The 18,462-nt window shown below is 42.9% G+C and carries 30 protein-coding genes; 26 read left to right on the forward strand and 4 right to left on the reverse strand.

What is annotated here, in order from left to right; translation table 11 throughout:
• The first annotated feature begins 4 nt into the window (after window positions 1-4).
• From rplP to rplQ, 20 genes are all read left to right on the forward strand, one after another.
• Window positions 5-418 (forward strand): 50S ribosomal protein L16, encoded by a 414-nt coding sequence (gene rplP / locus ACJMKR_RS01315; protein WP_423063446.1) that lies wholly within the window; start codon window positions 5-7, stop codon window positions 416-418.
• On the forward strand, window positions 418-612 hold the full coding sequence (rpmC, locus tag ACJMKR_RS01320) for a 50S ribosomal protein L29 (RefSeq protein ID WP_423063447.1): 195 nt from the start codon (window positions 418-420) through the stop codon (window positions 610-612). The genes rplP and rpmC overlap by 1 nt, the downstream gene beginning before the upstream one ends.
• Window positions 609-881, forward strand: a complete 273-nt coding sequence (rpsQ, locus tag ACJMKR_RS01325) for a 30S ribosomal protein S17 (protein ID WP_423063448.1) — start codon at window positions 609-611, stop codon at window positions 879-881. Before rpmC ends, rpsQ begins: the two co-directional genes overlap by 4 nt.
• The gene (gene rplN, locus ACJMKR_RS01330; protein WP_423063449.1) at window positions 878-1,246 is read left to right on the forward strand and encodes a 50S ribosomal protein L14; all 369 of its coding nucleotides are present in this window, start codon (window positions 878-880) and stop codon (window positions 1,244-1,246) included. Before rpsQ ends, rplN begins: the two co-directional genes overlap by 4 nt.
• Window positions 1,246-1,563 carry a 50S ribosomal protein L24 gene (gene rplX / locus ACJMKR_RS01335; RefSeq protein WP_423063450.1) on the forward strand — a complete coding sequence of 106 codons (318 nt, stop codon included), beginning with the start codon at window positions 1,246-1,248 and terminating at the stop codon, window positions 1,561-1,563. The genes rplN and rplX overlap by 1 nt, the downstream gene beginning before the upstream one ends.
• A gap of 11 nt (window positions 1,564-1,574) precedes the next feature.
• On the forward strand, window positions 1,575-2,123 hold the full coding sequence (rplE, locus tag ACJMKR_RS01340) for a 50S ribosomal protein L5 (protein WP_423063451.1): 549 nt from the start codon (window positions 1,575-1,577) through the stop codon (window positions 2,121-2,123).
• Between the two features lie 12 nt (window positions 2,124-2,135).
• Window positions 2,136-2,435, forward strand: a complete 300-nt coding sequence (rpsN, locus tag ACJMKR_RS01345; protein WP_423063452.1) for a 30S ribosomal protein S14 — start codon at window positions 2,136-2,138, stop codon at window positions 2,433-2,435.
• A 19-nt stretch (window positions 2,436-2,454) separates the two neighbouring features.
• A complete protein-coding gene (gene rpsH / locus ACJMKR_RS01350) occupies window positions 2,455-2,844 on the forward strand; it encodes a 30S ribosomal protein S8 (protein ID WP_425475600.1) in 390 nt (129 codons plus the stop codon).
• 9 nt (window positions 2,845-2,853) lie between these two features.
• Window positions 2,854-3,390: a 50S ribosomal protein L6 gene (rplF, locus tag ACJMKR_RS01355; protein WP_423063454.1), complete on the forward strand. Its 537-nt coding sequence runs from the start codon at window positions 2,854-2,856 to the stop codon at window positions 3,388-3,390.
• Window positions 3,390-3,743, forward strand: coding sequence for a 50S ribosomal protein L18 (gene rplR, locus ACJMKR_RS01360; RefSeq protein ID WP_423063455.1), 354 nt, complete (start codon window positions 3,390-3,392; stop codon window positions 3,741-3,743). The genes rplF and rplR overlap by 1 nt, the downstream gene beginning before the upstream one ends.
• A gap of 15 nt (window positions 3,744-3,758) precedes the next feature.
• Window positions 3,759-4,265, forward strand: a complete 507-nt coding sequence (gene rpsE / locus ACJMKR_RS01365; RefSeq protein WP_423063456.1) for a 30S ribosomal protein S5 — start codon at window positions 3,759-3,761, stop codon at window positions 4,263-4,265.
• A gap of 7 nt (window positions 4,266-4,272) precedes the next feature.
• The gene (gene rpmD, locus ACJMKR_RS01370; RefSeq protein WP_423063457.1) at window positions 4,273-4,458 is read left to right on the forward strand and encodes a 50S ribosomal protein L30; all 186 of its coding nucleotides are present in this window, start codon (window positions 4,273-4,275) and stop codon (window positions 4,456-4,458) included.
• A 99-nt stretch (window positions 4,459-4,557) separates the two neighbouring features.
• Window positions 4,558-4,992 (forward strand): 50S ribosomal protein L15, encoded by a 435-nt coding sequence (gene rplO, locus ACJMKR_RS01375; protein ID WP_423064266.1) that lies wholly within the window; start codon window positions 4,558-4,560, stop codon window positions 4,990-4,992.
• A gap of 1 nt (window position 4,993) precedes the next feature.
• A complete protein-coding gene (gene secY, locus ACJMKR_RS01380) occupies window positions 4,994-6,322 on the forward strand; it encodes a preprotein translocase subunit SecY (protein ID WP_423063458.1) in 1,329 nt (442 codons plus the stop codon).
• Window positions 6,323-6,335: 13 nt separating this feature from the next.
• Window positions 6,336-6,449 (forward strand): 50S ribosomal protein L36, encoded by a 114-nt coding sequence (gene rpmJ / locus ACJMKR_RS01385; RefSeq protein WP_423063459.1) that lies wholly within the window; start codon window positions 6,336-6,338, stop codon window positions 6,447-6,449.
• Window positions 6,450-6,563: 114 nt separating this feature from the next.
• Window positions 6,564-6,923 (forward strand): 30S ribosomal protein S13, encoded by a 360-nt coding sequence (rpsM, locus tag ACJMKR_RS01390; protein ID WP_423063460.1) that lies wholly within the window; start codon window positions 6,564-6,566, stop codon window positions 6,921-6,923.
• Window positions 6,924-6,943: 20 nt separating this feature from the next.
• The gene (gene rpsK / locus ACJMKR_RS01395; protein WP_423063461.1) at window positions 6,944-7,315 is read left to right on the forward strand and encodes a 30S ribosomal protein S11; all 372 of its coding nucleotides are present in this window, start codon (window positions 6,944-6,946) and stop codon (window positions 7,313-7,315) included.
• Window positions 7,316-7,335: 20 nt separating this feature from the next.
• Window positions 7,336-7,956 carry a 30S ribosomal protein S4 gene (gene rpsD / locus ACJMKR_RS01400; RefSeq protein WP_423063462.1) on the forward strand — a complete coding sequence of 207 codons (621 nt, stop codon included), beginning with the start codon at window positions 7,336-7,338 and terminating at the stop codon, window positions 7,954-7,956.
• Window positions 7,957-7,967: 11 nt separating this feature from the next.
• Complete coding sequence (locus tag ACJMKR_RS01405) at window positions 7,968-8,951, forward strand: DNA-directed RNA polymerase subunit alpha (RefSeq protein ID WP_423063463.1); 984 nt, start codon at window positions 7,968-7,970, stop codon at window positions 8,949-8,951.
• A 42-nt stretch (window positions 8,952-8,993) separates the two neighbouring features.
• Window positions 8,994-9,374 (forward strand): 50S ribosomal protein L17, encoded by a 381-nt coding sequence (gene rplQ / locus ACJMKR_RS01410; protein ID WP_423063464.1) that lies wholly within the window; start codon window positions 8,994-8,996, stop codon window positions 9,372-9,374.
• A gap of 13 nt (window positions 9,375-9,387) precedes the next feature.
• Here rplQ and ACJMKR_RS01415 read toward each other — a convergent pair whose 3' ends face one another.
• Window positions 9,388-10,671: a glycosyltransferase gene (locus ACJMKR_RS01415; RefSeq protein WP_423063465.1), complete on the reverse strand. Its 1,284-nt coding sequence runs from the start codon at window positions 10,669-10,671 to the stop codon at window positions 9,388-9,390.
• A 183-nt stretch (window positions 10,672-10,854) separates the two neighbouring features.
• Between ACJMKR_RS01415 and ACJMKR_RS01420 the strand changes: the two genes are divergently transcribed.
• The 6 genes from ACJMKR_RS01420 to ACJMKR_RS01445 all read left to right on the forward strand — a co-directional run bounded on the left by ACJMKR_RS01420 (window position 10,855) and on the right by ACJMKR_RS01445 (window position 15,575).
• Window positions 10,855-11,118 carry a hypothetical protein gene (locus ACJMKR_RS01420; RefSeq protein WP_423063466.1) on the forward strand — a complete coding sequence of 88 codons (264 nt, stop codon included), beginning with the start codon at window positions 10,855-10,857 and terminating at the stop codon, window positions 11,116-11,118.
• 515 nt (window positions 11,119-11,633) lie between these two features.
• Window positions 11,634-13,028 (forward strand): MFS transporter, encoded by a 1,395-nt coding sequence (locus ACJMKR_RS01425; protein ID WP_423063467.1) that lies wholly within the window; start codon window positions 11,634-11,636, stop codon window positions 13,026-13,028.
• A gap of 62 nt (window positions 13,029-13,090) precedes the next feature.
• On the forward strand, window positions 13,091-14,293 hold the full coding sequence (fabV, locus tag ACJMKR_RS01430) for an enoyl-ACP reductase FabV (RefSeq protein WP_423063468.1): 1,203 nt from the start codon (window positions 13,091-13,093) through the stop codon (window positions 14,291-14,293).
• The gene (locus ACJMKR_RS01435; protein ID WP_423063469.1) at window positions 14,294-14,968 is read left to right on the forward strand and encodes a M15 family metallopeptidase; all 675 of its coding nucleotides are present in this window, start codon (window positions 14,294-14,296) and stop codon (window positions 14,966-14,968) included.
• Between the two features lie 3 nt (window positions 14,969-14,971).
• Entirely contained in the window at window positions 14,972-15,118 is a 147-nt protein-coding gene (locus ACJMKR_RS01440) for a hypothetical protein (protein ID WP_423063470.1), read from the forward strand.
• Between the two features lie 34 nt (window positions 15,119-15,152).
• On the forward strand, window positions 15,153-15,575 hold the full coding sequence (locus ACJMKR_RS01445) for a carbonic anhydrase (RefSeq protein ID WP_423064267.1): 423 nt from the start codon (window positions 15,153-15,155) through the stop codon (window positions 15,573-15,575).
• Between the two features lie 46 nt (window positions 15,576-15,621).
• Here ACJMKR_RS01445 and ACJMKR_RS01450 read toward each other — a convergent pair whose 3' ends face one another.
• Genes ACJMKR_RS01450 through ACJMKR_RS01460 form a run of 3 tightly spaced genes read right to left on the reverse strand, consistent with a single transcriptional unit; the run spans window position 15,622 to window position 18,377 of the window.
• Entirely contained in the window at window positions 15,622-16,488 is an 867-nt protein-coding gene (locus ACJMKR_RS01450) for an isocitrate lyase/PEP mutase family protein (protein ID WP_423063471.1), read from the reverse strand.
• Window positions 16,489-16,500: 12 nt separating this feature from the next.
• Entirely contained in the window at window positions 16,501-16,953 is a 453-nt protein-coding gene (gene ssb, locus ACJMKR_RS01455; RefSeq protein ID WP_423063472.1) for a single-stranded DNA-binding protein, read from the reverse strand.
• Window positions 16,954-17,012: 59 nt separating this feature from the next.
• Entirely contained in the window at window positions 17,013-18,377 is a 1,365-nt protein-coding gene (locus ACJMKR_RS01460; protein WP_423063473.1) for an MFS transporter, read from the reverse strand.
• Window positions 18,378-18,462: the final 85 nt, after the last annotated feature.

An 18,462-nucleotide genomic window follows, 5' to 3' on the forward strand; every position in this document is an offset into this window, starting at 1 on the left:
AGTAATGCTTCAGCCAAGTAACAGAAAATATCGTAAAGATTTTAAAGGCCGAAACCGCGGTATTGCTAGGAAAGGCAATAAAATTAATTTTGGCGAGTTTGGTATGAAAGCGGTAGGCCGCGGGCGCATTACTGCGCGCCAGCTTGAAGCTGCACGTCGTGCTATCGCTAGACACATTAAACGTGGTGGAAAAGTTGTAATTCGGATTTTTCCTGATAAACCGATTACTAAAAAACCGCTGGAAGTGCGTCAGGGTAAAGGTAAGGGAAGTGTTGAATACTGGGTAGCGTTGGTGCAGCCCGGCCGTATGATCTTTGAGCTTGAAGGTGTCACTGAAGAATTGGCACGCGAAGCATTCGCACGAGCCGCAGCAAAACTACCGATTAAAGTCGTTTTTGTTAAGCGGACGGTGATGTAATGAATACAAAAGAATTGAAAATAAAATCAGTTGATGAATTAAACACGGAACTGTTGGAGTTACGTAAAGAACAATTTAATTTGCGGATGCAAAAAGGTGTGGGAGAATCCCCTAAGCCGCATTTACATAAACGAGTTCGTCGCGATATTGCGCGGGTTAAGACGATCCTTAAAGAAAAGGAACGTGAGGTATGATGACTAAGAAAGAAACAGAAGCGCGTACCCTAACGGGGACAGTTGTTAGTGACAAAATGACTAACACGATTGTCGTGTTAGTAGAACGACGCGTTAAGCATCCAAAATATGGAAAATTTATTCGGCGTTCGACAAAAATCCACGCCCATGACAAGGAAAATCAGTGTCGTATCGGTGATTTAGTGACGATAAAAGAAACTCGTCCTATTTCTAAAACAAAGAGCTGGACTTTAGTAGAGATTAAGGAAAAGGCGGAGAAAGTGAAATGATACAGACGCAATCAGTAGTCGATGTGGCAGATAACAGCGGTGCACGACGCGTTATGTGCATTAAAGTACTGGGCGGATCAAAGCGTCGTTATGCCAGTGTAGGCGATGTGATTAAAGTCAGTATTAAAGAAGCGATTCCTCGTGGCAAGGTAAAAAAAGGGGATGTGATGAATGCTGTTGTTGTTCGCACTCGTAAAGGTGTGCGTCGTGATGATGGTTCATTGATTCGCTTTGATAGCAATGCGGTTGTTTTGCTAAACGCACAATTACAACCGATCGGAACACGTATTTTTGGTCCGGTAACGCGAGAATTACGAACCGGTAATTTTATGAAAATCGTTTCATTAGCGTTAGAGGTTTTGTAATGCAAAAGATTAAAAAAGATGACATGGTTGTTGTTCTCGTCGGTAGAGATAAAGGGCGTAGCGGTAAAGTTATTAAAGTTTTGCCGAAAAGCCGTGTCTTAGTGGAAGGCGTTAACATGGCAAAAAAACATGTTAAACCAAACCCTAATAAAGGTGAGCAAGGCGGAATTCTCGAAAGAGAAGCGGGCATTCATGTTTCGAATGTAGCCGTATTAAACCCGGTTACTAAAAAAGGCGACCGTGTAGGCATTAAACGACTTGAAGATGGAACGAAGGTTCGCTACTTTAAATCGAATGACGAAGTTATTGACGTATAAAGGTTTGAACAATGGTCGAATTACAAAAACACTATAAAAAAACGGTTGTGCCGACATTACAAAAAGAATTCGGTTATAAATCCGTTATGGAAGTTCCGCGTGTGTCTAAAATCACACTGAATATGGGGTTGGGCGAAGCTGTTGCTGATAAAAAAATTATCACAAACGCAACCGATGATCTTGCTAAAATTTCAGGACAGAAGCCAATCACAACGTTGGCTCGAAAATCGGAAGCGGGTTTCAAGATCCGTGCTGGTTGGCCAATTGGCTGTAAGGTGACGTTGCGTAAAGATCGCATGTATGAATTTTTGCAACGACTGATTTCAATTGCTATGCCGCGTATTCGTGACTTTCGTGGTATTAGCTCTAAATCATTTGATGGGCGTGGCAATTTCAGTTTGGGCATTCGGGAGCAAATCGTATTTCCGGAAATTGATTATGATAAAATTGATGCGATTCGTGGTTTGGACATTACTATAACCACAACGGCGAAAACAGACAAAGAAGGTGAAGCACTACTGCGAGCCTTTGGTTTTCCGTTCAAAGAATCGAAAGAGTGAGGCAGATACATTATGGCTAAAACAAGCGTTGTTCAGCGAAATAAAAAAAGATTGCACAAATCGCAGTCTGCTCGCGTGAAACGTATGCAATTCAAATCAGTGATAAGAAAAGGCAATCCGGATGAGCAGGAAGCTGCTGTCTTAAAATTGCAAAAATCAGATCGTAATGAAAGCCCTTGTCGTGTGCGTAAGCGTTGCCGGCTCTGTGGCAGACCGTGTGGTACGCTAAGAAAATTTGGTTTGTGTCGTATTCACTTGCGTGAAGCGGCTATGCGTGGTGATGTGCCTGGTTTGAAAAAGGCAAGTTGGTGAGGTGAATTAAATTATGAGTATGCAAGATCCAATCGCTGACATGCTGGTTCGCATTCAAAATGCGCAGGCAGTCGCAAAAAAAGAAGTAAAAATGCCTCGCTCTAAACTCAAAATGAGTATAGCTAGAGTATTAAAAAACGAAGGTTTTATTGTTGACTATCAAGAAGTCAAAGATGCAGAAAAACCAGAAATGATGATTACGCTTAAATACTATGATGGTAAACCGGTTATTTCCGAATTAGAGCGTCGCAGTCGACCTGGATTGCCTGTTTATGAAAATAAGAATGAATTACCCACTGTGAAAAACGGTTTAGGTATTGTGATTGTTTCGACTTCAAAGGGTGTGATGTCGGATCGTGAAGCTCGTCGTCTTGGAGAAGGTGGCGAAATATTGTGTTACGTGAGCTAGGAGTTAGTCATGGTAAGTCGTGTTGCAAAAAATCCGATTGAAATACCAACTAGCGTAGAAGTGAAGTTGGTTGGACAAGAAATTATAGTGAAAGGCAAGTTGGGTCAATTATCTCAACAAGTTCCTGCTGTTGTAAAAGTAACGCAAACGGATAACGTATTACAGTTTAATCCGGCTAATGGTGACCAAGAGTCCAACGCATTAGCAGGTACGAGTCGTGCTTTAGTTAGTAATATGGTGCACGGCGTTTCCGAAGGATTTCAGCGTGAGTTAGTCATGGTGGGCGTGGGTTATCGTGCGAAAGCGCAAGGAAAAACATTGAACTTAACGGTAGGATTATCGCATCCCGTTAACATCACTATGCCAGATGATATAACTGTTGAAACACCAAGTGCTACGGAAATTGTTTTAAAGGGACCCAACAAACAAAAAGTTTGTCAAATAGCAGCGAATATTCGCGCGGTAAGACCACCTGAGCCTTACAAAGGCAAAGGTATTCGATATAAAGATGAGCATATTGTTCGTAAAGAGGCTAAGAAGAAATAATGGATAAGCAAAAAAAACGAATTCGCCGAGCTAGAAAAGCTCGAGCAAAAATAAAACAATTAGGTGTTGTGCGTCTTTCTGTGCACCGTTCACTTAATAATATTTATGCGCAATTAATTTCGCCGTGCGGTTCAAAAGTATTGGCATCTGCTTCATCGCTAGAAAAAATTGTGCGAGATAAACACAAGCACTGCGGCAATAAAGGAGCTGCAGCGATGGTAGGTCAATTAATTGCAGAGCGTGGATCAAAAGCCGGTATTAAAAAAGTCGCCTTTGATCGCGCTGGCTATCAATATCATGGTCGAGTGAGTGCGTTGGCAGAGGCTGCGCGCGAAGCAGGCCTTGATTTTTAATGGGGTAATATTTTTATGCAAAGTGCAGGTTCTGATACTACAACCGATGGTATACTAGAAAAATTAGTCGCAGTAAGACGCACGGCGAAAGTGGTTAAAGGCGGCCGTGTCTTTGGTTTTTCTGCTCTCGTTGTCGCCGGTAATGGTGATGGCAAGGTGGGCTATGGCTTAGGTAAAGCAAAAGAAGTGCCTGCTGCTATACAGAAAGCGACAGAAAACGCACGTCGTAACATGATCCAAGTGAACTTGAAAGGCACGACGTTGTATCACGCGATTAAAGCGCGACATGCATCGAGTACTGTGTTAATGTTGCCAGCCTCTGAAGGTACTGGTGTGATTGCAGGTAGTGCAATGCGCGCCATATTTGAAGTCATGGGAATTGAAAACATTTTATCAAAATGTATTGGTTCATCTAACCCCATTAATGTCGTACGAGCGACATTTAAAGGGTTGCAAGAAATGGAAACACTGGAATCCATGGCTGCAAAGCGTGGCAAGACGGTTGAAGAAATTGTAGGTTGAAGACGTCATGGCAAAAAAGACAGTAAGAGTAAAATTAATCAAAAGCAAGTTTGGTCGTAAACCTGGTCATCGCGCTTGTGTGGAAGGTTTGGGCCTACGAAAAATACATCAAACGGTAGAAGTGGAAGACACATCTTGCAATCGCGGCATGATTAATAAAGTCTCCTACTTACTTGAAGTTGAGGAAAAATAAAAATCCTTTCGGGATTTTTATTTTCTGAGAGTATTTCGTTTGCGATAGAATATCGGTGCAAGAGTAATACGCGAAGAATAAGAGAATTAAAAAATGACAATGCAATTAAATACGTTAAAGCCGCAAGCTGGCGCTAAAAAAGCAAAAACGCGAGTCGGTCGTGGTATCGGTTCAGGTTTAGGCAAAACGTGTGGTCGAGGCCATAAAGGCCAGCACTCGCGTGCGGGTGGTTATCACAAAACTGGGTTTGAAGGCGGACAAATGCCACTGCAACGCAGAATACCTAAGTTTGGTTTTAACTCAAGGAAAGCGTTGACCCGTGCCGAAGTTCGATTACATGAATTAAATACGGTTGATGCAAAGGTGATTGATATGGCAGCATTAGTAGCAGCTAACATTATTAATCGCCAAGTCAAACAAGTGAAAATATTTGTTTCTGGAGAATTAAAAAAACCAGTCACTGTTCGTGGATTAAAACTAACGAAAGGTGCTAAAGCAGCAGTTGAAGCGGCGGGTGGCAAGGTAGAAGAGTAAGATGGCAAAATCGAAACTGGGCGCATCACTAACAGGAGGCGGACTAGGCGAATTAAAAAAACGCTTACTGTTTGTGCTTATTGGTATCATTGTATACCGATTGGGCGCTTATGTACCAGTGCCGGGTTTAGATCCATCAAAGCTTGCTCTTTTATTTCAACAACATGCTTCTGGATTTTTGGGCATGTTTAATATGTTTTCCGGTGGCGCTTTAAGCCGGATGACGATTTTTGCATTAGGTGTGATGCCGTACATTTCATCGTCGATCATTATTCAAATGTACGGACAGATTTCACCGAAAATGAAGCAATTGCAAAAAGAAGGTGAAGCAGGTAAGCGTAAAATAAATCAGTATACGCGCTATGGAACTGTAATTTTGTCGGTGCTGCAATCCGTTTTTATGACAAAATGGTTGGTAAGCAGCGGTATAGCGCTAAATCCTGATTTTGGATTTTATTTTACATCGGTTGTCACATTGGTAACAGGAACGATGTTCCTCATGTGGCTCGGTGAACAAATGACGGAGCGGGGTGTTGGGAATGGTATATCATTAATCATTTTTGCGAGTATCGTCTCACGCTTTCCATCGGCAATAGGTCAGATATTTACGCAAGTGCGCCAAGGGCAAATGTCTGTGCTGACTCTATTGTTTTTGATTGCCGTTATTGTGATCGTGACGTTGGTTGTTGTATTTTTTGAGCGTGCACAACGACGCATTACGATCAACTATGCAAAACGTCAACAGGGTCGGAAGTTATATGCAGCGCAAAGCAGTCATCTTCCGTTAAAAATAAATATGGCAGGTGTGATTCCTGTGATCTTTGCGCAGAGTATTATTTTATTTCCTGGTGCTGTTGCCAAATTTATGGCATCCGTGAAGGGATTGGGTTGGTTAAATACCGTGTCGTTAGCCTTGTCTTACGGACAACCTGCGTATATTGTGATTTTTGCGATCACTGTTATATTTTTTAGTTTCTTTTATACGGCGTTGGTGTTTAGCCCGAAAGAAACAGCGGACAACTTAAAAAAATCCGGGGCATTTATTCCAGGTATACGTCCTGGAGAGCAAACAGCCCAATACGTTGACAAAGTCATGTTTCGTTTAACGTTAGTGGGTTCTGTTTACTTGGCATTAGTAGCATTGCTGCCGCAGTTTTTGATTTTGGCATGGAATGTTCCTTTCTATTTTGGGGGGACTTCGTTATTGATCGTCGTTGTGGTGATCATGGACTTTATGTCGCAAGTGCAAGCTCATTTGATGAGTCATCAATATGAGTCGCTAATGAAGAAATCAGGCGCCAAAGGGTCAAAAATTGGCTTGATTCGTTAAATGGGGAAGTACAATGAAAGTAAGAGCTTCAGTAAAAAGAATTTGTCGGCATTGTAAGGTGATTCGCCGCAAACGAGTGGTACGGGTCATCTGTAAAGATGCTCGCCATAAACAGCGGCAGAAATAGGGATTAGGACTGGGGATTAAGGATTAAAAGGTTAGAGGCCCTTGATTTTTAAAGAGACGAAGGGTATTCTAAACCACTTTTTTGTAGAAATATTAACAGGTTGGAGCGAATTTTATGGTTGCTCGTATAGCGGGAGTCAACATACCAGACAATAAGCATGCAAGAATTGCCTTGCAATCTATATACGGCATAGGAGGTACGCTTGCTGTGCGTATCTGTCAGTCGGCTGGTGTGAATCCAGCTATGAAGGTTGGTGACCTTTCAGATGCCGATTTAGAGGCACTGCGTAATGAGGTTGCTAAACACACTGTAGAAGGGGACCTGCGACGGGAGCGTTCTATGGACATCAAACGTAAGATGGACTTAGGCTGCTATACAGGTATTCGTCATAGAAAAGGGTTACCCGTACGTGGGCAGCGAACAAAGACTAATGCTCGTACACGCAAAGGTAAACGTAAACCGATTCGAAGTTAAGTTAGGTAAAAGGCTCACTTATGGCAAAGAAACGACATAGAAAAGTCACTGAAGGTATTGCTCACATTCAAGCGACCTTCAACAATACAAAGATCAGTATTTCTGATCCTCAAGGCAATGTGCTGGCTTTTAAATCAGCCGGCGGTTCAGGGTTCAAAGGCTCACGTAAGGGGACCCCTTATGGCGCCCAGCTTGCTTCTGAAGAGTTGGCGAGAATGGTAAAAGAGCACTTTGGCTTAAGACGCGTTGCAGTCAAAGCAAAAGGTCCGGGTGCTGGCCGTGATTCTGCGATTCGTGGATTGCGAACAGGCGGTTTAGAGATCTTCAGACTTGAAGATATAACTCCACTGCCGCATAACGGTTGTCGTCCACGAAAGAAACGTCGAGTTTAAAAGATGAGGTTTTAAAAAAAATGGCAAGATACTTAGGTCCAAAATGTCGATTATCTCGACGCGAGAAGACTGATCTACAACTAAAGAGTGGTATTCGAGCGATCGATACGAAATGCAATCTCGAACGCATTCCTGGACAACATTGGCAGCGTCGTGGTCGTACGACTGACTACGGTGTTCAGTTGCGAATGAAACAACTAATTCGACGGTACTATGATGTTTTAGAAAGACAGTTTCGTAAATATTATCAACAAGCCGATCGATTAAAAGGTTCGACAGGTGATAATCTTTTAAAGTTGCTTGAATCTCGTCTGGATAACGTAGTTTATCGAATGGGTTTTGCGGCAACACGTGCCGAAGCAAGACAGCTTGTCAGCCATAAAGCCGTATTAATCAATGGGGAAGTTGTCAATATTCCATCCTATCAAGTGAGCTCTAACGATGTTGTTGAAATTCGCAGTAAAGCAAAAGGCCAATTGCGAATTAAGGCGGCGCTAGATTTAGCGCAACAACGTGGGCAAATGTCATGGATAGCTGTAGATACGAAGAAAATGTCTGGAACTTTTAAAGGTGAGCCTGATGTAACAGAGCTTCCAGCAGAGTTCAAGATCAATCTCGTTGTCGAATTGTATTCTAAATAAGGGGTATATGTATGCAAGATATTTATAAATCGTTTTTAACACCTAAAAATATACAGGTTCAAGTGGTCACCCCTAACCACTTTAGAATTACCTTAGAACCACTCGAGCGTGGTTTTGGACACACCTTAGGTAATGCATTGCGACGGATTTTGCTTTCCTCAATGCCAGGTGCGGCTATTGTTGAAGCGACTATTGATGGTGTTTTACATGAATACAGTTCGATTGAAGGTGTCCGTGAAGATGTCGTTGATATTTTACTCAATCTAAAAGGTGTTGCGATCAGGCTCGAAGGTCGTGATCAAGCAACATTAACTTTGAATAAAAAAGGCGCGGGTCCGGTAACAGCCGCAGATATTCAAGCAGATCACGGCGTAGAAATCGTTAATCCTGAACATGTGTTAGCACATCTCACCAAAGATGGTGAAATCAACATGACACTGAAAATAGCTTTGGGACGTGGTTATGAGCCTGCTAGCACAAGAGCTGCTGTCGAAGAATCGCGTTCAGTAGGTTCGTTATTGTTGGATGCTTCTTTTAGTCCAGTAAAACGCGTTACCTATCAAGTTGAAAATGCACGTGTTGAAAAACGCACAGACTTAGACAAACTCATTATCGACTTAGAAACTAATGGAACCTTAAATCCAGAAGAAGCTATTCGACGCTCCGCTACGATTTTACAGCATCAATTAGCGGCTTTCGTGGAATTACAGCACGAAGAACGTAGGGAATCATCCTCGAAAGAAGAGCGAATAGATCCATTATTGCTTCGACCGGTGGATGATCTTGAGCTGACAGTTCGCGCGGCTAATTGTCTTAAAGCAGAGAACATTTATTACATTGGCGATCTTGTTCAACGCTCTGAAACAGATTTGTTGAAAACGCCAAACTTAGGTAAAAAATCATTAACGGAAATTAAAGGTGTCTTAGCACAACGTGGTTTAAGCTTGGGCATGGTGATAGACCAATGGCCTCCAGCAGATTTGCAAGACAGATAAAAATAAGGTACTCGCAGCAAGCCTGCGATGGGAGAAATAGAAATGCATCATAGAAAATCAGGCAGACACTTAAGTCGTACTTCTAGTCATCGCAAGGCGATGTTTAAAAACATGTCTGTATCCTTATTACAACACGAACTCATTAAAACAACATTGCCCAAAGCAAAAGAATTGCGGCGTGTTGTTGAGCCATTAATTACATTGGCAAAAAATGATAGTGTTGCTAATCGCCGATTGGCATTTGCACGTCTGCGAGATGATGCTGCTGTTGCAAAACTCTTTAAAGAAATTGCACCGCGTCATAAAAGTCGACCCGGTGGTTATCTGCGCATATTAAAATGCGGGTTCCGTGCGGGTGATAACGCACCGATGGCTATTGTCGAACTCGTTGATCGTGAAGCGGCGGAAGCTTCCGACGAGTAACATCATCTTTTATCTACACGTAACAAAATTCAGGATGCTCGTCTGCTTCTAGCTCGGGCATCTTTTCCACTATATTACAAGCTTGCTGAATGCCTTGATGTTGTTTCATTAGGGCTGCATACTTGCGGCAATTTAAATGAATAAGATTGGAGTTTAACAGCTCATTCAGTTTTTCAACGATACGATCAAATTTATACTGATATTGTCGTAATTCAAGAGCGACTCCACACTGGCGTAGGCGCAGCGCATTATCAAATTGATCGCCGATGTTGGGCACAACTAACTGTGGGACGCCGTGCGCTAAGGCTTGTGCCGCCGTGCCAATCCCACCAAAATGCACGATGGCAGATACATGATTTAATAATGTATTTAATGGCAAATAATCTAAATGATACATAAATTCTGGCAGTGACTCTGGGATTTGTTCTTTATGCCGCGTCAACAAAATCCCTTGGCAGCCTAATTTTTCGCAAGCCATCATGGATTCTTTAAAAAAATTGTGGGCGTATCTCACACCGGTGCCCGCAGTAAAAATAATGGTTTTATGGGGTCGATCTAAAAATTCACGCAATCCGCTCGGAATTTCTGTAATTCCGTTTGGGTTATAGAGTGGAAAGTTTGTTACCTCTAATTGTTTGGGCCAATCTTCGGGTTGGAAACCAAACCATTTTGGGAATAGAGCAATAATTTTTGTAGGCGAATGAATCCACGTTTTAAAAACATGTTTCACAGGGCTAAGACCTAACGAGCGACGAAAAGCATTAATATCTGGGAGTAACAACATGCGATCTAAAAAAATTAAAAACAAATAAAAAAGACTCGACTTCATCCAATGCGGTAATGTTGGCGGAAAAGTAACGCCTGGATAGCGTAATGGATGATGAATAGAAAGCATGCCGATCGGAGCCAAATGTATGGTGACAAGGGGAATGCCTAACTTCTCATGCGCAATGCGCGAACTAATAAACATCACATGGCTGATTAAAATCGTGTTCTGTTTTTCATATTGCTTTTCAATAAAATCATATGCAGGCTTCAACGTTGGAATAATAAAATTGCGGCTAAAAGCGGTGATGTTAGTGAGCAACCGGTTAACCTGGGGGTCTTCTAGGGCGCTGATGTTCTGTTCTTTTGACAAAACAGCATGAAAATAAATCCCGTGTTTCTCGACATTGTGGCGATATGTTTCTGCGCTGAGAAAATAAACGGTATGGCCGCGTTGCTGCAATTCCTGTGCTATGCCAATGAAAGGATACACATCGCCAGCCGTTCCTATGGTAGTGATGATAAATTTCATGAACGATCCCTTGTGAAATTTAGGTAATTATTATAACGATAAATTACACCGGAGTCTTCATCCACCCAGAAAGATTATTATTTTATAAAAATCAATTAGTTATATTTTTTCATGGATTAAGATTATTTTAATATCAGTATCATAAAGTCAATCTTCGAAACAGATAATTAAGGAACTCATTATATGCCATCGGGAAAAAAACCGGCTAGTTGGAGTACTTCAGAAGATGAAGAAGTCAAACCTGAAGAAAGCTCAAGCGATGCTGAAAAAGTATTAGGGGATTTACCTTACTTAGATAGGCGGCCACCTAGCTTAAATAGTTTTGGGAATAATATAAATCTAAGCTTTTTTGTGAGCCTTCTACCCGATCACGATTCTGGTGATGAAGCTGATGACGAACATTCTGATGACGAAGGTACTGAAAATCAACTTGTTCTTAGTCAATAAATTTTCGCAATAAAGGGGATAATATGGAAAATCAAGATCAGTCTGTGCCGATGGATGTAGAAGATACTACAAATACGCAGCCAACGACAGCCCCTCTTGTACAGGCAGGGATGTTTGCGCGACCAAATGTTATGGCGCGGCTGCCTTCTACTGGTTCGATATCTCGAGGCTTAACTGACATGCATAGGTGGAAGCACACACAGGATGGCAGCCCCGGAATAACGCTGACACTAGAAATCCGGATGGTACTCTTAGGGATCAGGATGGTGATGTTGTTATGGAAGACGCATCAGCCTCAGAGTCTGTAGCTTCAGCTCCAGTCGTGTAGTTAGGTTAAATTCTTCGCCGTTATCCCAAACAGTCTCACCCTCGCAAGGTGTTACACGTTTGAGATTTCTCGCGAAGTTTGTTTTCTTTGACTCACGTCATCATCGAATTCGCCATTAAATTCCATTCCCTCATTGCTAGAAGTCCACGGGATTGAACATTATAATCTACAATGACAAGGATAGGTTATGAACTCTGAGATGGACCCCAACGCAATCAAACGCGGCCGCGAAATTATCGCACGGCTGGATCGCATTCCCATCTGGCCCTATCCCAAACACGTGATGCTAACGGTTGGCATCGGTTTTTTCTTTTCATTTTACGACATTTTAACGATTGGCTTGTCGTTGCCGAGCATTGAAAAAGCCTTTGGTGTTTCACTGCATGCTGCCACGTGGGCGATCACGAGCGGCTTGATTGGTTATATCATTGGCTCTTTTATTAATAGCCGCATTTCCGATAAATTTGGGCGGCATTTAAGCCTTTATGTTTCGATCGGTGCGTTCATGATCGGATCGATTCTCACGGCAGTTAGCCCGGATTTAGCCTGGGTTATCATTTGGCGCTTTATTTCGGGCATGGGCATTGGCGCTGAAATTGCAGCCGTGATTACTTATATGGAAGAATTATCGCCGAGTGCCGTGAGGGGCAAGGCGACGAGTTTGGCGATCGCATTTGGTATGTTTGGGTTTGCGATTATTCCCTTTGTCGCACTCTATTTTATTCCCACATTTACATGGGGGTGGCGTTTATTATTTCTTCTCGGTGGAGCTGGCGGTGTCGTGATATTTTTCATGCGTAAATACTTGCCGGACTCGCCACGGTGGTTGTTTCTTCATGAACGATTGGATGAAGCAGACGCTATTATCAGCAAAGCTGAAGACTTTGCGCGCCACACATTGGGTACTGAGCTTGCGCCACCTGGGCCAATATCCGATTATCCATTCGTTGTCGAATCCAGTATTGCAGCGGCATTTAAAAAGCCGTTGCTTCATCGCGTGATACTGTTTGCTGCGATTTGGTTTATTTATTATATCGGCAACTATGGCTGGTTGACGCTCGCAACCAGTTTGTTTTATCACCATGGATTTAAATTAGCGACGAGTATTGCGTTTGTGGCGATATCATCGTTGGGCTTTGTGTTTGGATCTTTGTTTGTCACATTATTATCGGATCGAATTGAGCGAAAATGGTTGTGTGCTGGTATCGCGTTTGTATGGACTGTCGCGTTATTGGTGGTCGGATGGTTTCCGATCGCGCCGCTTATCATGATTGGTGGTTTTGTAGCAGCGACCAGCATCGCCATGATCATTCCCATCATGTATATCTATACGGGTGAAAATTTCCCGACACGAATTCGACAAACGTGTGTAGCCATCACCGATGGTGTTGGGCATTTGGGTGGTGCATTCTGTGGGCAAATTATTTTTGGTATTGCTGGCGTATTTGCTGCAACACAGTTGCGGTTTGCGATGGCATTTACCACCATGGCCATTACCGGTTTTTTAACGGTGGTGTTGCTGTTATTTGGCATGCGCATGACAAAGCGCAGCTTGTCTGAACTCTCAAAACCAACCGAGTAAATACTAACTAAACCGGCGCAATGACGTTATAATAGGGACCCGAGTCAGATTTGGAGAGATCAATGATTGTACAGCCTAAGGTCCGAGGATTTATTTGCACGACAGCCCATCCGCAGGGTTGCGCTAAACACGTCACTCAATGGATAGATTACGTTAAAAAACACTCACCAATCAAAAATGGCCCGAAAAGGGTTTTAATCATTGGATCATCCACGGGATTTGGTCTAGCAAGCCGCATCGCAGCCGCCTTTGGTGCGGGTGCTGAGACGATCGGTGTCTTCTTTGAAAAGCCAGCGAGCGGTAAGCGCACGGCTTCGGCGGGTTGGTACAGCACTGCAGCGTTTGAGCGTGCTGCTAACGAAGCAGGGCTTTATGCCAAGAGTTTTAATGGCGATGCGTTTTCAAATGAAATGAAAGCAGAAGTTTTGAAAACGATTAAAGAAGATTGGGGTGGTGATATCGATTTGGTTATTTACAGTATCGCCTCACCGCGCCGGCAAGATCCAAAATCGGGAGAAATATTTAATTCCGTATTAAAACCGATCGGTAAGCCGTATCAAAATAAAACCGTTGACGTCATGACCGGGGCGGTGACGGATATCACAATCGAACCTGCAACAGAAGCAGAAATTAAAGCGACCGAAGTGGTAATGGGTGGTGAAGACTGGGAAATGTGGATCGATGCCTTGTTAAAAGAAAAACTATTAGCAAACAATGCCACAAGCGTGGCCTTTACTTATATTGGCCCTGAAATTACACACCCAATTTATCGCAACGGTACGATTGGCAAAGCAAAAGAACATTTAGAAAAAACGGCATCGACGCTCGATAAAAAACTGCAAAAAGCAGTTGGTGGCCACGCATTGATTTCTGTCAATAAAGCCCTGGTGACTCAAGCGAGTGCCGCGATTCCCGTCGTGCCATTATACGTTTCTTTACTGTATAAAATTATGAAAACGAAAAATTTACATGAAGGTTGCATAGAGCAAATGTGGCGCTTATTTGTGGATCATTTATATCACAATGACGCGCCTGTTGATGGCAATGGCCGCATTCGCATCGATGATTGGGAAATGCGTGATGACGTTCAAAATGAGGTGGCACAACTTTGGCAACAAGTGAGTAGTGAAAATTTAGAAAAAATTTCAGATGTCCAAGGTTATCGCAGCGATTTTTACAGGCTATTTGGTTTTGGTCTTAATGGTGTCGATTATAATCAAGATGTCGACGTTAATGTGAACATCCCTTCGATTCCTGAGGAATAAATGGCCGTTTTAATCGATGTTGTCACATTAAGTAAGAAGCTCTGCAAAACACCCATTCGTTGCGAATTAAAATATGCCACGGACGATAATTTTGTGGGGCGTGTGATCGATGGGTATGACGAAAAAGTGACTGACGTTGGTTTTTTAACTGAAAAGGCGGCGACGTATTTGTGTGATGTGCAAAATTATTTATATGACCAATATAATTATAGCTTGCTTATCTATGATGCATACCGCCCTCACCGTGCTGTGATCGATTTTATGCGGTGGATCAAGCAGCCACCTGCGGATCAACATGAATTAGATCAAAAAATAAAACATTATCCGCATCTTGAAAAATCACAACTGTTTGAGATGGGTTATTTATCGGAAGATTCTAGGCACTGTTATGGGAATACGGTGGATTTGGTGTTGATAGATGCCATCAATGGCAAGCCATTAGACATGGGGGCTTGTTTTGATTTTATGGATGAGCGCTCGCACATTACCGCGATAGCAGAAAAAATTGGTAGAGAAGCATTTCAGCATCGGCAAGTATTGCTCCAAGCGATGCAAGAATTTGATTTTGAGCCTTATTACAAAGAGTTTTGGCATTTCTCGCATCCATTAGCGACGGAGGCTAAAACACCCATTAATATTCCGCTCAAGCCGGGATTAACAAAAATAGAGTGTTGATTCATGGAAAAATCATTCAAAAAACTAATAAAAGGGTACACGGAGTTTCGTAAGATTTACGCAACAGGCAATGAATCTTTGATGAAACAGCTCGCCTATCACGGCCAACAACCTGAAATCATGGTGGTTGCGTGTTGCGTCGCGAGTTGATCCATCCGTTATTTTGCAGTCCGATCCGGGTGATATGTTCATCGTGCGTAATGTGGCGAATATCATTCCGCCTTATGAATTGGATCAGGCACATCATGGCACCAGTGCGGCACTTGAATTTGGCATCTGCTATTTGAACGTAAAACATCTTATTGTTTTAGGTCACAGCCAATGTGGTGGTATCGAGGCATTATTAAAATCAGAAAACCTAAATCCCAATGATTTTATTAGTAACTGGGTATCGCTCATCGATGTTGAGGGCAATACTCACAACATCGATGAATTTGCTAAGCGTGCACTGACTCAATCCTATCAAAATTGTTTGAGTTTTCCCTGGATTAAAGATCGTGTCGAAAAAAATGAGCTGATTATTCATTTGTGGTTTTTTGATATTAAAGACGGAGAGCTGTCTGCTTATTCATTCGAAAAGGATGAGTTTCAAAAGTTAAAAATCTAAATTGAACCATGGTTAAATCGATAGAAACACGCAACCGAGTTTGGTTTTATTCTGATCGACTGATTTTGGAATCCAGCGCCAAATAATCTTTCGTGCCGATAATCTCTTCACGTTCGTTAAAAGTCACGAGTTGATCGGCAATGGCTTTGCTATCGCCATCGCGATGGATAACCTCGAGCGTTTTCTGCATGGCGTGAATGGCTGCACGCTGGAGATCGGAAGGAATAATCACGATTTGGTAGCCTAATTGTTGAAGACGGTCCATTGGAACCAGCGGCGTTTTTCCGCCATAAAACATGTTAATGAGCTTGGGTTGTGGAATTTCTTTTGCGATCGCTTCAATTTGTTCGACTGATTGTGGCGCTTCAACAAAAATAACATCTGCACCTGCCTTTAAATAAGCCTTTGCACGCGCAATGGCTTGCTCAAAACCTTCAACCGCAATCGCATCGGTGCGTGCAATAATAACGAAATCAGGATCAGTTAATGCATCGCGAGCCGCATGAATTTTTTGCACCATTTCTTCAGTGGTAATTAGTTTTTTATCGTCGAGATGGCCGCAGCGCTTTGGAACTTGCTGATCTTCTAAATGCAGAGCAGCAACGCCGATGCGTTCGAATTGTTTTACGGTGCGATGCACGTTTAGTGCGTTGCCGTACCCGTTGTCTGCATCTGCTATCACCGGAAGCGTTACAACGTTGACAATTTGTGAGAGTCGATCAATGACCTCGGTAAAGCTTAGTAATCCTAAATCAGGATAGCCTGAGCTGCGGGAAATCGCACCGCCGCTCGCATAAACCGCTTCAAATTTAGCGCGTTGCACCAAGCGTGCGGATAAACCATCGAATACACCCGGTGCAATAATTGTTTTTCCAAATTTCAATAATTGACGCAGCTGCGTTGTCTTTTTCATGTGGTTTTATAGCTAAAAAGGAATATCGTCGTCGTAATCAGCAGGCGCATCAAAATTAGATTTAGACATTGATGATGGTTGCTGATCTGTGTGTTGCTTGACAGATTCTCCGCCTTGGGTGCTAGCACCCCGGCTATCTAGCATATGCATTTCATTTGCAATGACTTCGGTTGTGTAGCGATCGACACCGTTTTTGTCTTGCCATTTACGTGTGCGCAAACTGCCTTCGACGTAAACTTTTGATCCTTTGTGTAAATATTCGCCAACAATCTCGGCTAATCGATTAAAGAATGCGATTCGATGCCATTCTGTTCGTTCTTGTAATTCACCGGTTTGTTTATCTCGCCATGTGGTGCTTGTTGCTAGAGTGACGTTAGCAACTGCGTTTCCGTTGGGGGTATAGCGTACTTCAGGATCATTGCCTAAGTTGCCGATTAAGATAACTTTATTCACACCTCTTGCCATTACATTCTCCTAGTTCTCAGCTTCTTTCCAATATTTTTGAATTAACATAAGCTAATTCTTCAAGCTAGGTTACTCTCTCTGACTAATTTTCGCAATTCGTCTTCGTGAATAATTTTTTTGTCGACTTTAAGATATATAAGTCTTTCATTTGGCATGATCGCAACATCGTTAACGCCGTTAATATGGTGTAAATAGTCGCGTAGTGAGTTGAGATTGGAAGAGTTTGTTTCGTCTAATTTAACGATGAGCGTTGAGAGGTAGGGTGGCTGCGCCATGGTAATTGCGGCAATAAACCAGGCAATGCCTAATAGAGCGCAGAAAATGAAGATTCCGATGAGATTAAAGTCATTGAATATTAATCCTCCGAGACTGCCACCTACAAAGATGCCGAGAAATTGTGAGGTAGAATAAATACCCATTGCCGTTCCTTTTTTGCGAATGGGCGAAATTTTCGACACGAGTGAGGGTAGGCTCGCTTCCAATAGCGTAAAAGCGGCAAAAAACAATAACAAAGTAATCCCGATGTCGATTGCCGAGCGGTGAAACGCGATCAATAAAAACTGCGCAATCACAAGCGTTCCAATGGCACCCACAAAAAGCGGCTTCATTTTACGTTTCTTCTCAGCAATGATAATTAATGGAATTGTTGCGATAAACGCAAACGCTAAGACAATTAAATAAAGCATGACTTGTGCATGTTCGCTTAATTTTGCTATGTGGGTGAGCATGATGGGAATGGCAAGAAACATGGCAGTCAGCATGCTGTGCAAAGCAAAGATGCCGAAATCCAGGCGCAATAACTGCTTGTTGTTGAGAACTGTCTTGAAGCTTGTCGGGTTAGGTTCTACTTGTGGGTGCTGTGTCATTTGAGGCGGTGTTGGAACCAAGGTGAAAAGCAAAAGCAATCCAACGCTGGCCAAAATTGCTGTTGTCCAGAATATACCGTCTAAATGAAACCACGCGTTAATCGCGGGTCCGAGGATCATCGCGATTGAAAATGACAGCCCGATCGCCATGCCGATCATGGCCATGGCTTTGCTGCGATCTTCATCGCGCGTTAGGTCGGCGACCATAGCCAATGTGGTGCTCCCGATGGCACCAGCACCTTGTAATGCCCGACCCAGAATGATGCCGTAAATCGAATGTGAAAAACCAGCGACGATGCTGCCGATCGCAAAAAGGGTGAGGCCAATGGCAATGATTCGTTTTCGGCCAAATCGATCTGAGAGCATGCCAAAGGGCATTTGCAGACACGCCTGAGTGAGCCCATAGATACCGAGCGCAAAACCAATCAAGAAGGGGGTGGCATACGGTATTTTGCCCGCATACAGTGAGAATACGGGGAGAATCATGAATAACCCTAGCATTCGGAAGGCCATGATGGCTGCAAGGGAGCTAACGGCGGTTCTTTCTTTCGTGCGCATTTGGGTGTCTCGAACTTTGTCTTTAAATATGTGGCGTACTCTTTTGTTGAGAAGCGTAAAGATACCATAAATTAGGGATTAGGGG

Origin of the sequence: Candidiatus Paracoxiella cheracis (assembly GCF_049348705.1) — a bacterium.
GTDB lineage: Bacteria > Pseudomonadota > Gammaproteobacteria > Coxiellales > Coxiellaceae > Paracoxiella > Paracoxiella cheracis.

What these genes read in the sequence shown, in the direction of transcription:
- fabV (WP_423063468.1), top strand. Translation starts at nt 13,091, where the DNA reads ATGATTGTACAGCCTAAGGTCCGAGGATTTATTTGCACGACAGCCCAT.
- rplX (WP_423063450.1), top strand. Translation starts at nt 1,246, where the DNA reads ATGCAAAAGATTAAAAAAGATGACATGGTTGTTGTTCTCGTCGGTAGA.
- rpsH (WP_425475600.1), top strand. Translation starts at nt 2,455, where the DNA reads ATGCAAGATCCAATCGCTGACATGCTGGTTCGCATTCAAAATGCGCAG.
- ssb (WP_423063472.1), bottom strand. Translation starts at nt 16,953, where the DNA reads ATGGCAAGAGGTGTGAATAAAGTTATCTTAATCGGCAACTTAGGCAAT.
- rpmC (WP_423063447.1), top strand. Translation starts at nt 418, where the DNA reads ATGAATACAAAAGAATTGAAAATAAAATCAGTTGATGAATTAAACACG.
- rpsD (WP_423063462.1), top strand. Translation starts at nt 7,336, where the DNA reads ATGGCAAGATACTTAGGTCCAAAATGTCGATTATCTCGACGCGAGAAG.
- ACJMKR_RS01445 (WP_423064267.1), top strand. Translation starts at nt 15,153, where the DNA reads ATGTTCATCGTGCGTAATGTGGCGAATATCATTCCGCCTTATGAATTG.
- ACJMKR_RS01440 (WP_423063470.1), top strand. Translation starts at nt 14,972, where the DNA reads ATGGAAAAATCATTCAAAAAACTAATAAAAGGGTACACGGAGTTTCGT.
- rplQ (WP_423063464.1), top strand. Translation starts at nt 8,994, where the DNA reads ATGCATCATAGAAAATCAGGCAGACACTTAAGTCGTACTTCTAGTCAT.
- rplR (WP_423063455.1), top strand. Translation starts at nt 3,390, where the DNA reads ATGGATAAGCAAAAAAAACGAATTCGCCGAGCTAGAAAAGCTCGAGCA.
- rpsN (WP_423063452.1), top strand. Translation starts at nt 2,136, where the DNA reads ATGGCTAAAACAAGCGTTGTTCAGCGAAATAAAAAAAGATTGCACAAA.
- rpsQ (WP_423063448.1), top strand. Translation starts at nt 609, where the DNA reads ATGATGACTAAGAAAGAAACAGAAGCGCGTACCCTAACGGGGACAGTT.
- rplN (WP_423063449.1), top strand. Translation starts at nt 878, where the DNA reads ATGATACAGACGCAATCAGTAGTCGATGTGGCAGATAACAGCGGTGCA.
- ACJMKR_RS01420 (WP_423063466.1), top strand. Translation starts at nt 10,855, where the DNA reads ATGCCATCGGGAAAAAAACCGGCTAGTTGGAGTACTTCAGAAGATGAA.
- ACJMKR_RS01405 (WP_423063463.1), top strand. Translation starts at nt 7,968, where the DNA reads ATGCAAGATATTTATAAATCGTTTTTAACACCTAAAAATATACAGGTT.
- rpsM (WP_423063460.1), top strand. Translation starts at nt 6,564, where the DNA reads ATGGTTGCTCGTATAGCGGGAGTCAACATACCAGACAATAAGCATGCA.
- rplO (WP_423064266.1), top strand. Translation starts at nt 4,558, where the DNA reads ATGCAATTAAATACGTTAAAGCCGCAAGCTGGCGCTAAAAAAGCAAAA.
- rplE (WP_423063451.1), top strand. Translation starts at nt 1,575, where the DNA reads ATGGTCGAATTACAAAAACACTATAAAAAAACGGTTGTGCCGACATTA.
- rpmJ (WP_423063459.1), top strand. Translation starts at nt 6,336, where the DNA reads ATGAAAGTAAGAGCTTCAGTAAAAAGAATTTGTCGGCATTGTAAGGTG.
- ACJMKR_RS01415 (WP_423063465.1), bottom strand. Translation starts at nt 10,671, where the DNA reads ATGAAATTTATCATCACTACCATAGGAACGGCTGGCGATGTGTATCCT.
- ACJMKR_RS01425 (WP_423063467.1), top strand. Translation starts at nt 11,634, where the DNA reads ATGAACTCTGAGATGGACCCCAACGCAATCAAACGCGGCCGCGAAATT.
- ACJMKR_RS01435 (WP_423063469.1), top strand. Translation starts at nt 14,294, where the DNA reads ATGGCCGTTTTAATCGATGTTGTCACATTAAGTAAGAAGCTCTGCAAA.
- rpsK (WP_423063461.1), top strand. Translation starts at nt 6,944, where the DNA reads ATGGCAAAGAAACGACATAGAAAAGTCACTGAAGGTATTGCTCACATT.
- rplP (WP_423063446.1), top strand. Translation starts at nt 5, where the DNA reads ATGCTTCAGCCAAGTAACAGAAAATATCGTAAAGATTTTAAAGGCCGA.
- ACJMKR_RS01450 (WP_423063471.1), bottom strand. Translation starts at nt 16,488, where the DNA reads ATGAAAAAGACAACGCAGCTGCGTCAATTATTGAAATTTGGAAAAACA.
- rpmD (WP_423063457.1), top strand. Translation starts at nt 4,273, where the DNA reads ATGGCAAAAAAGACAGTAAGAGTAAAATTAATCAAAAGCAAGTTTGGT.
- ACJMKR_RS01460 (WP_423063473.1), bottom strand. Translation starts at nt 18,377, where the DNA reads ATGCGCACGAAAGAAAGAACCGCCGTTAGCTCCCTTGCAGCCATCATG.
- secY (WP_423063458.1), top strand. Translation starts at nt 4,994, where the DNA reads ATGGCAAAATCGAAACTGGGCGCATCACTAACAGGAGGCGGACTAGGC.
- rplF (WP_423063454.1), top strand. Translation starts at nt 2,854, where the DNA reads ATGGTAAGTCGTGTTGCAAAAAATCCGATTGAAATACCAACTAGCGTA.
- rpsE (WP_423063456.1), top strand. Translation starts at nt 3,759, where the DNA reads ATGCAAAGTGCAGGTTCTGATACTACAACCGATGGTATACTAGAAAAA.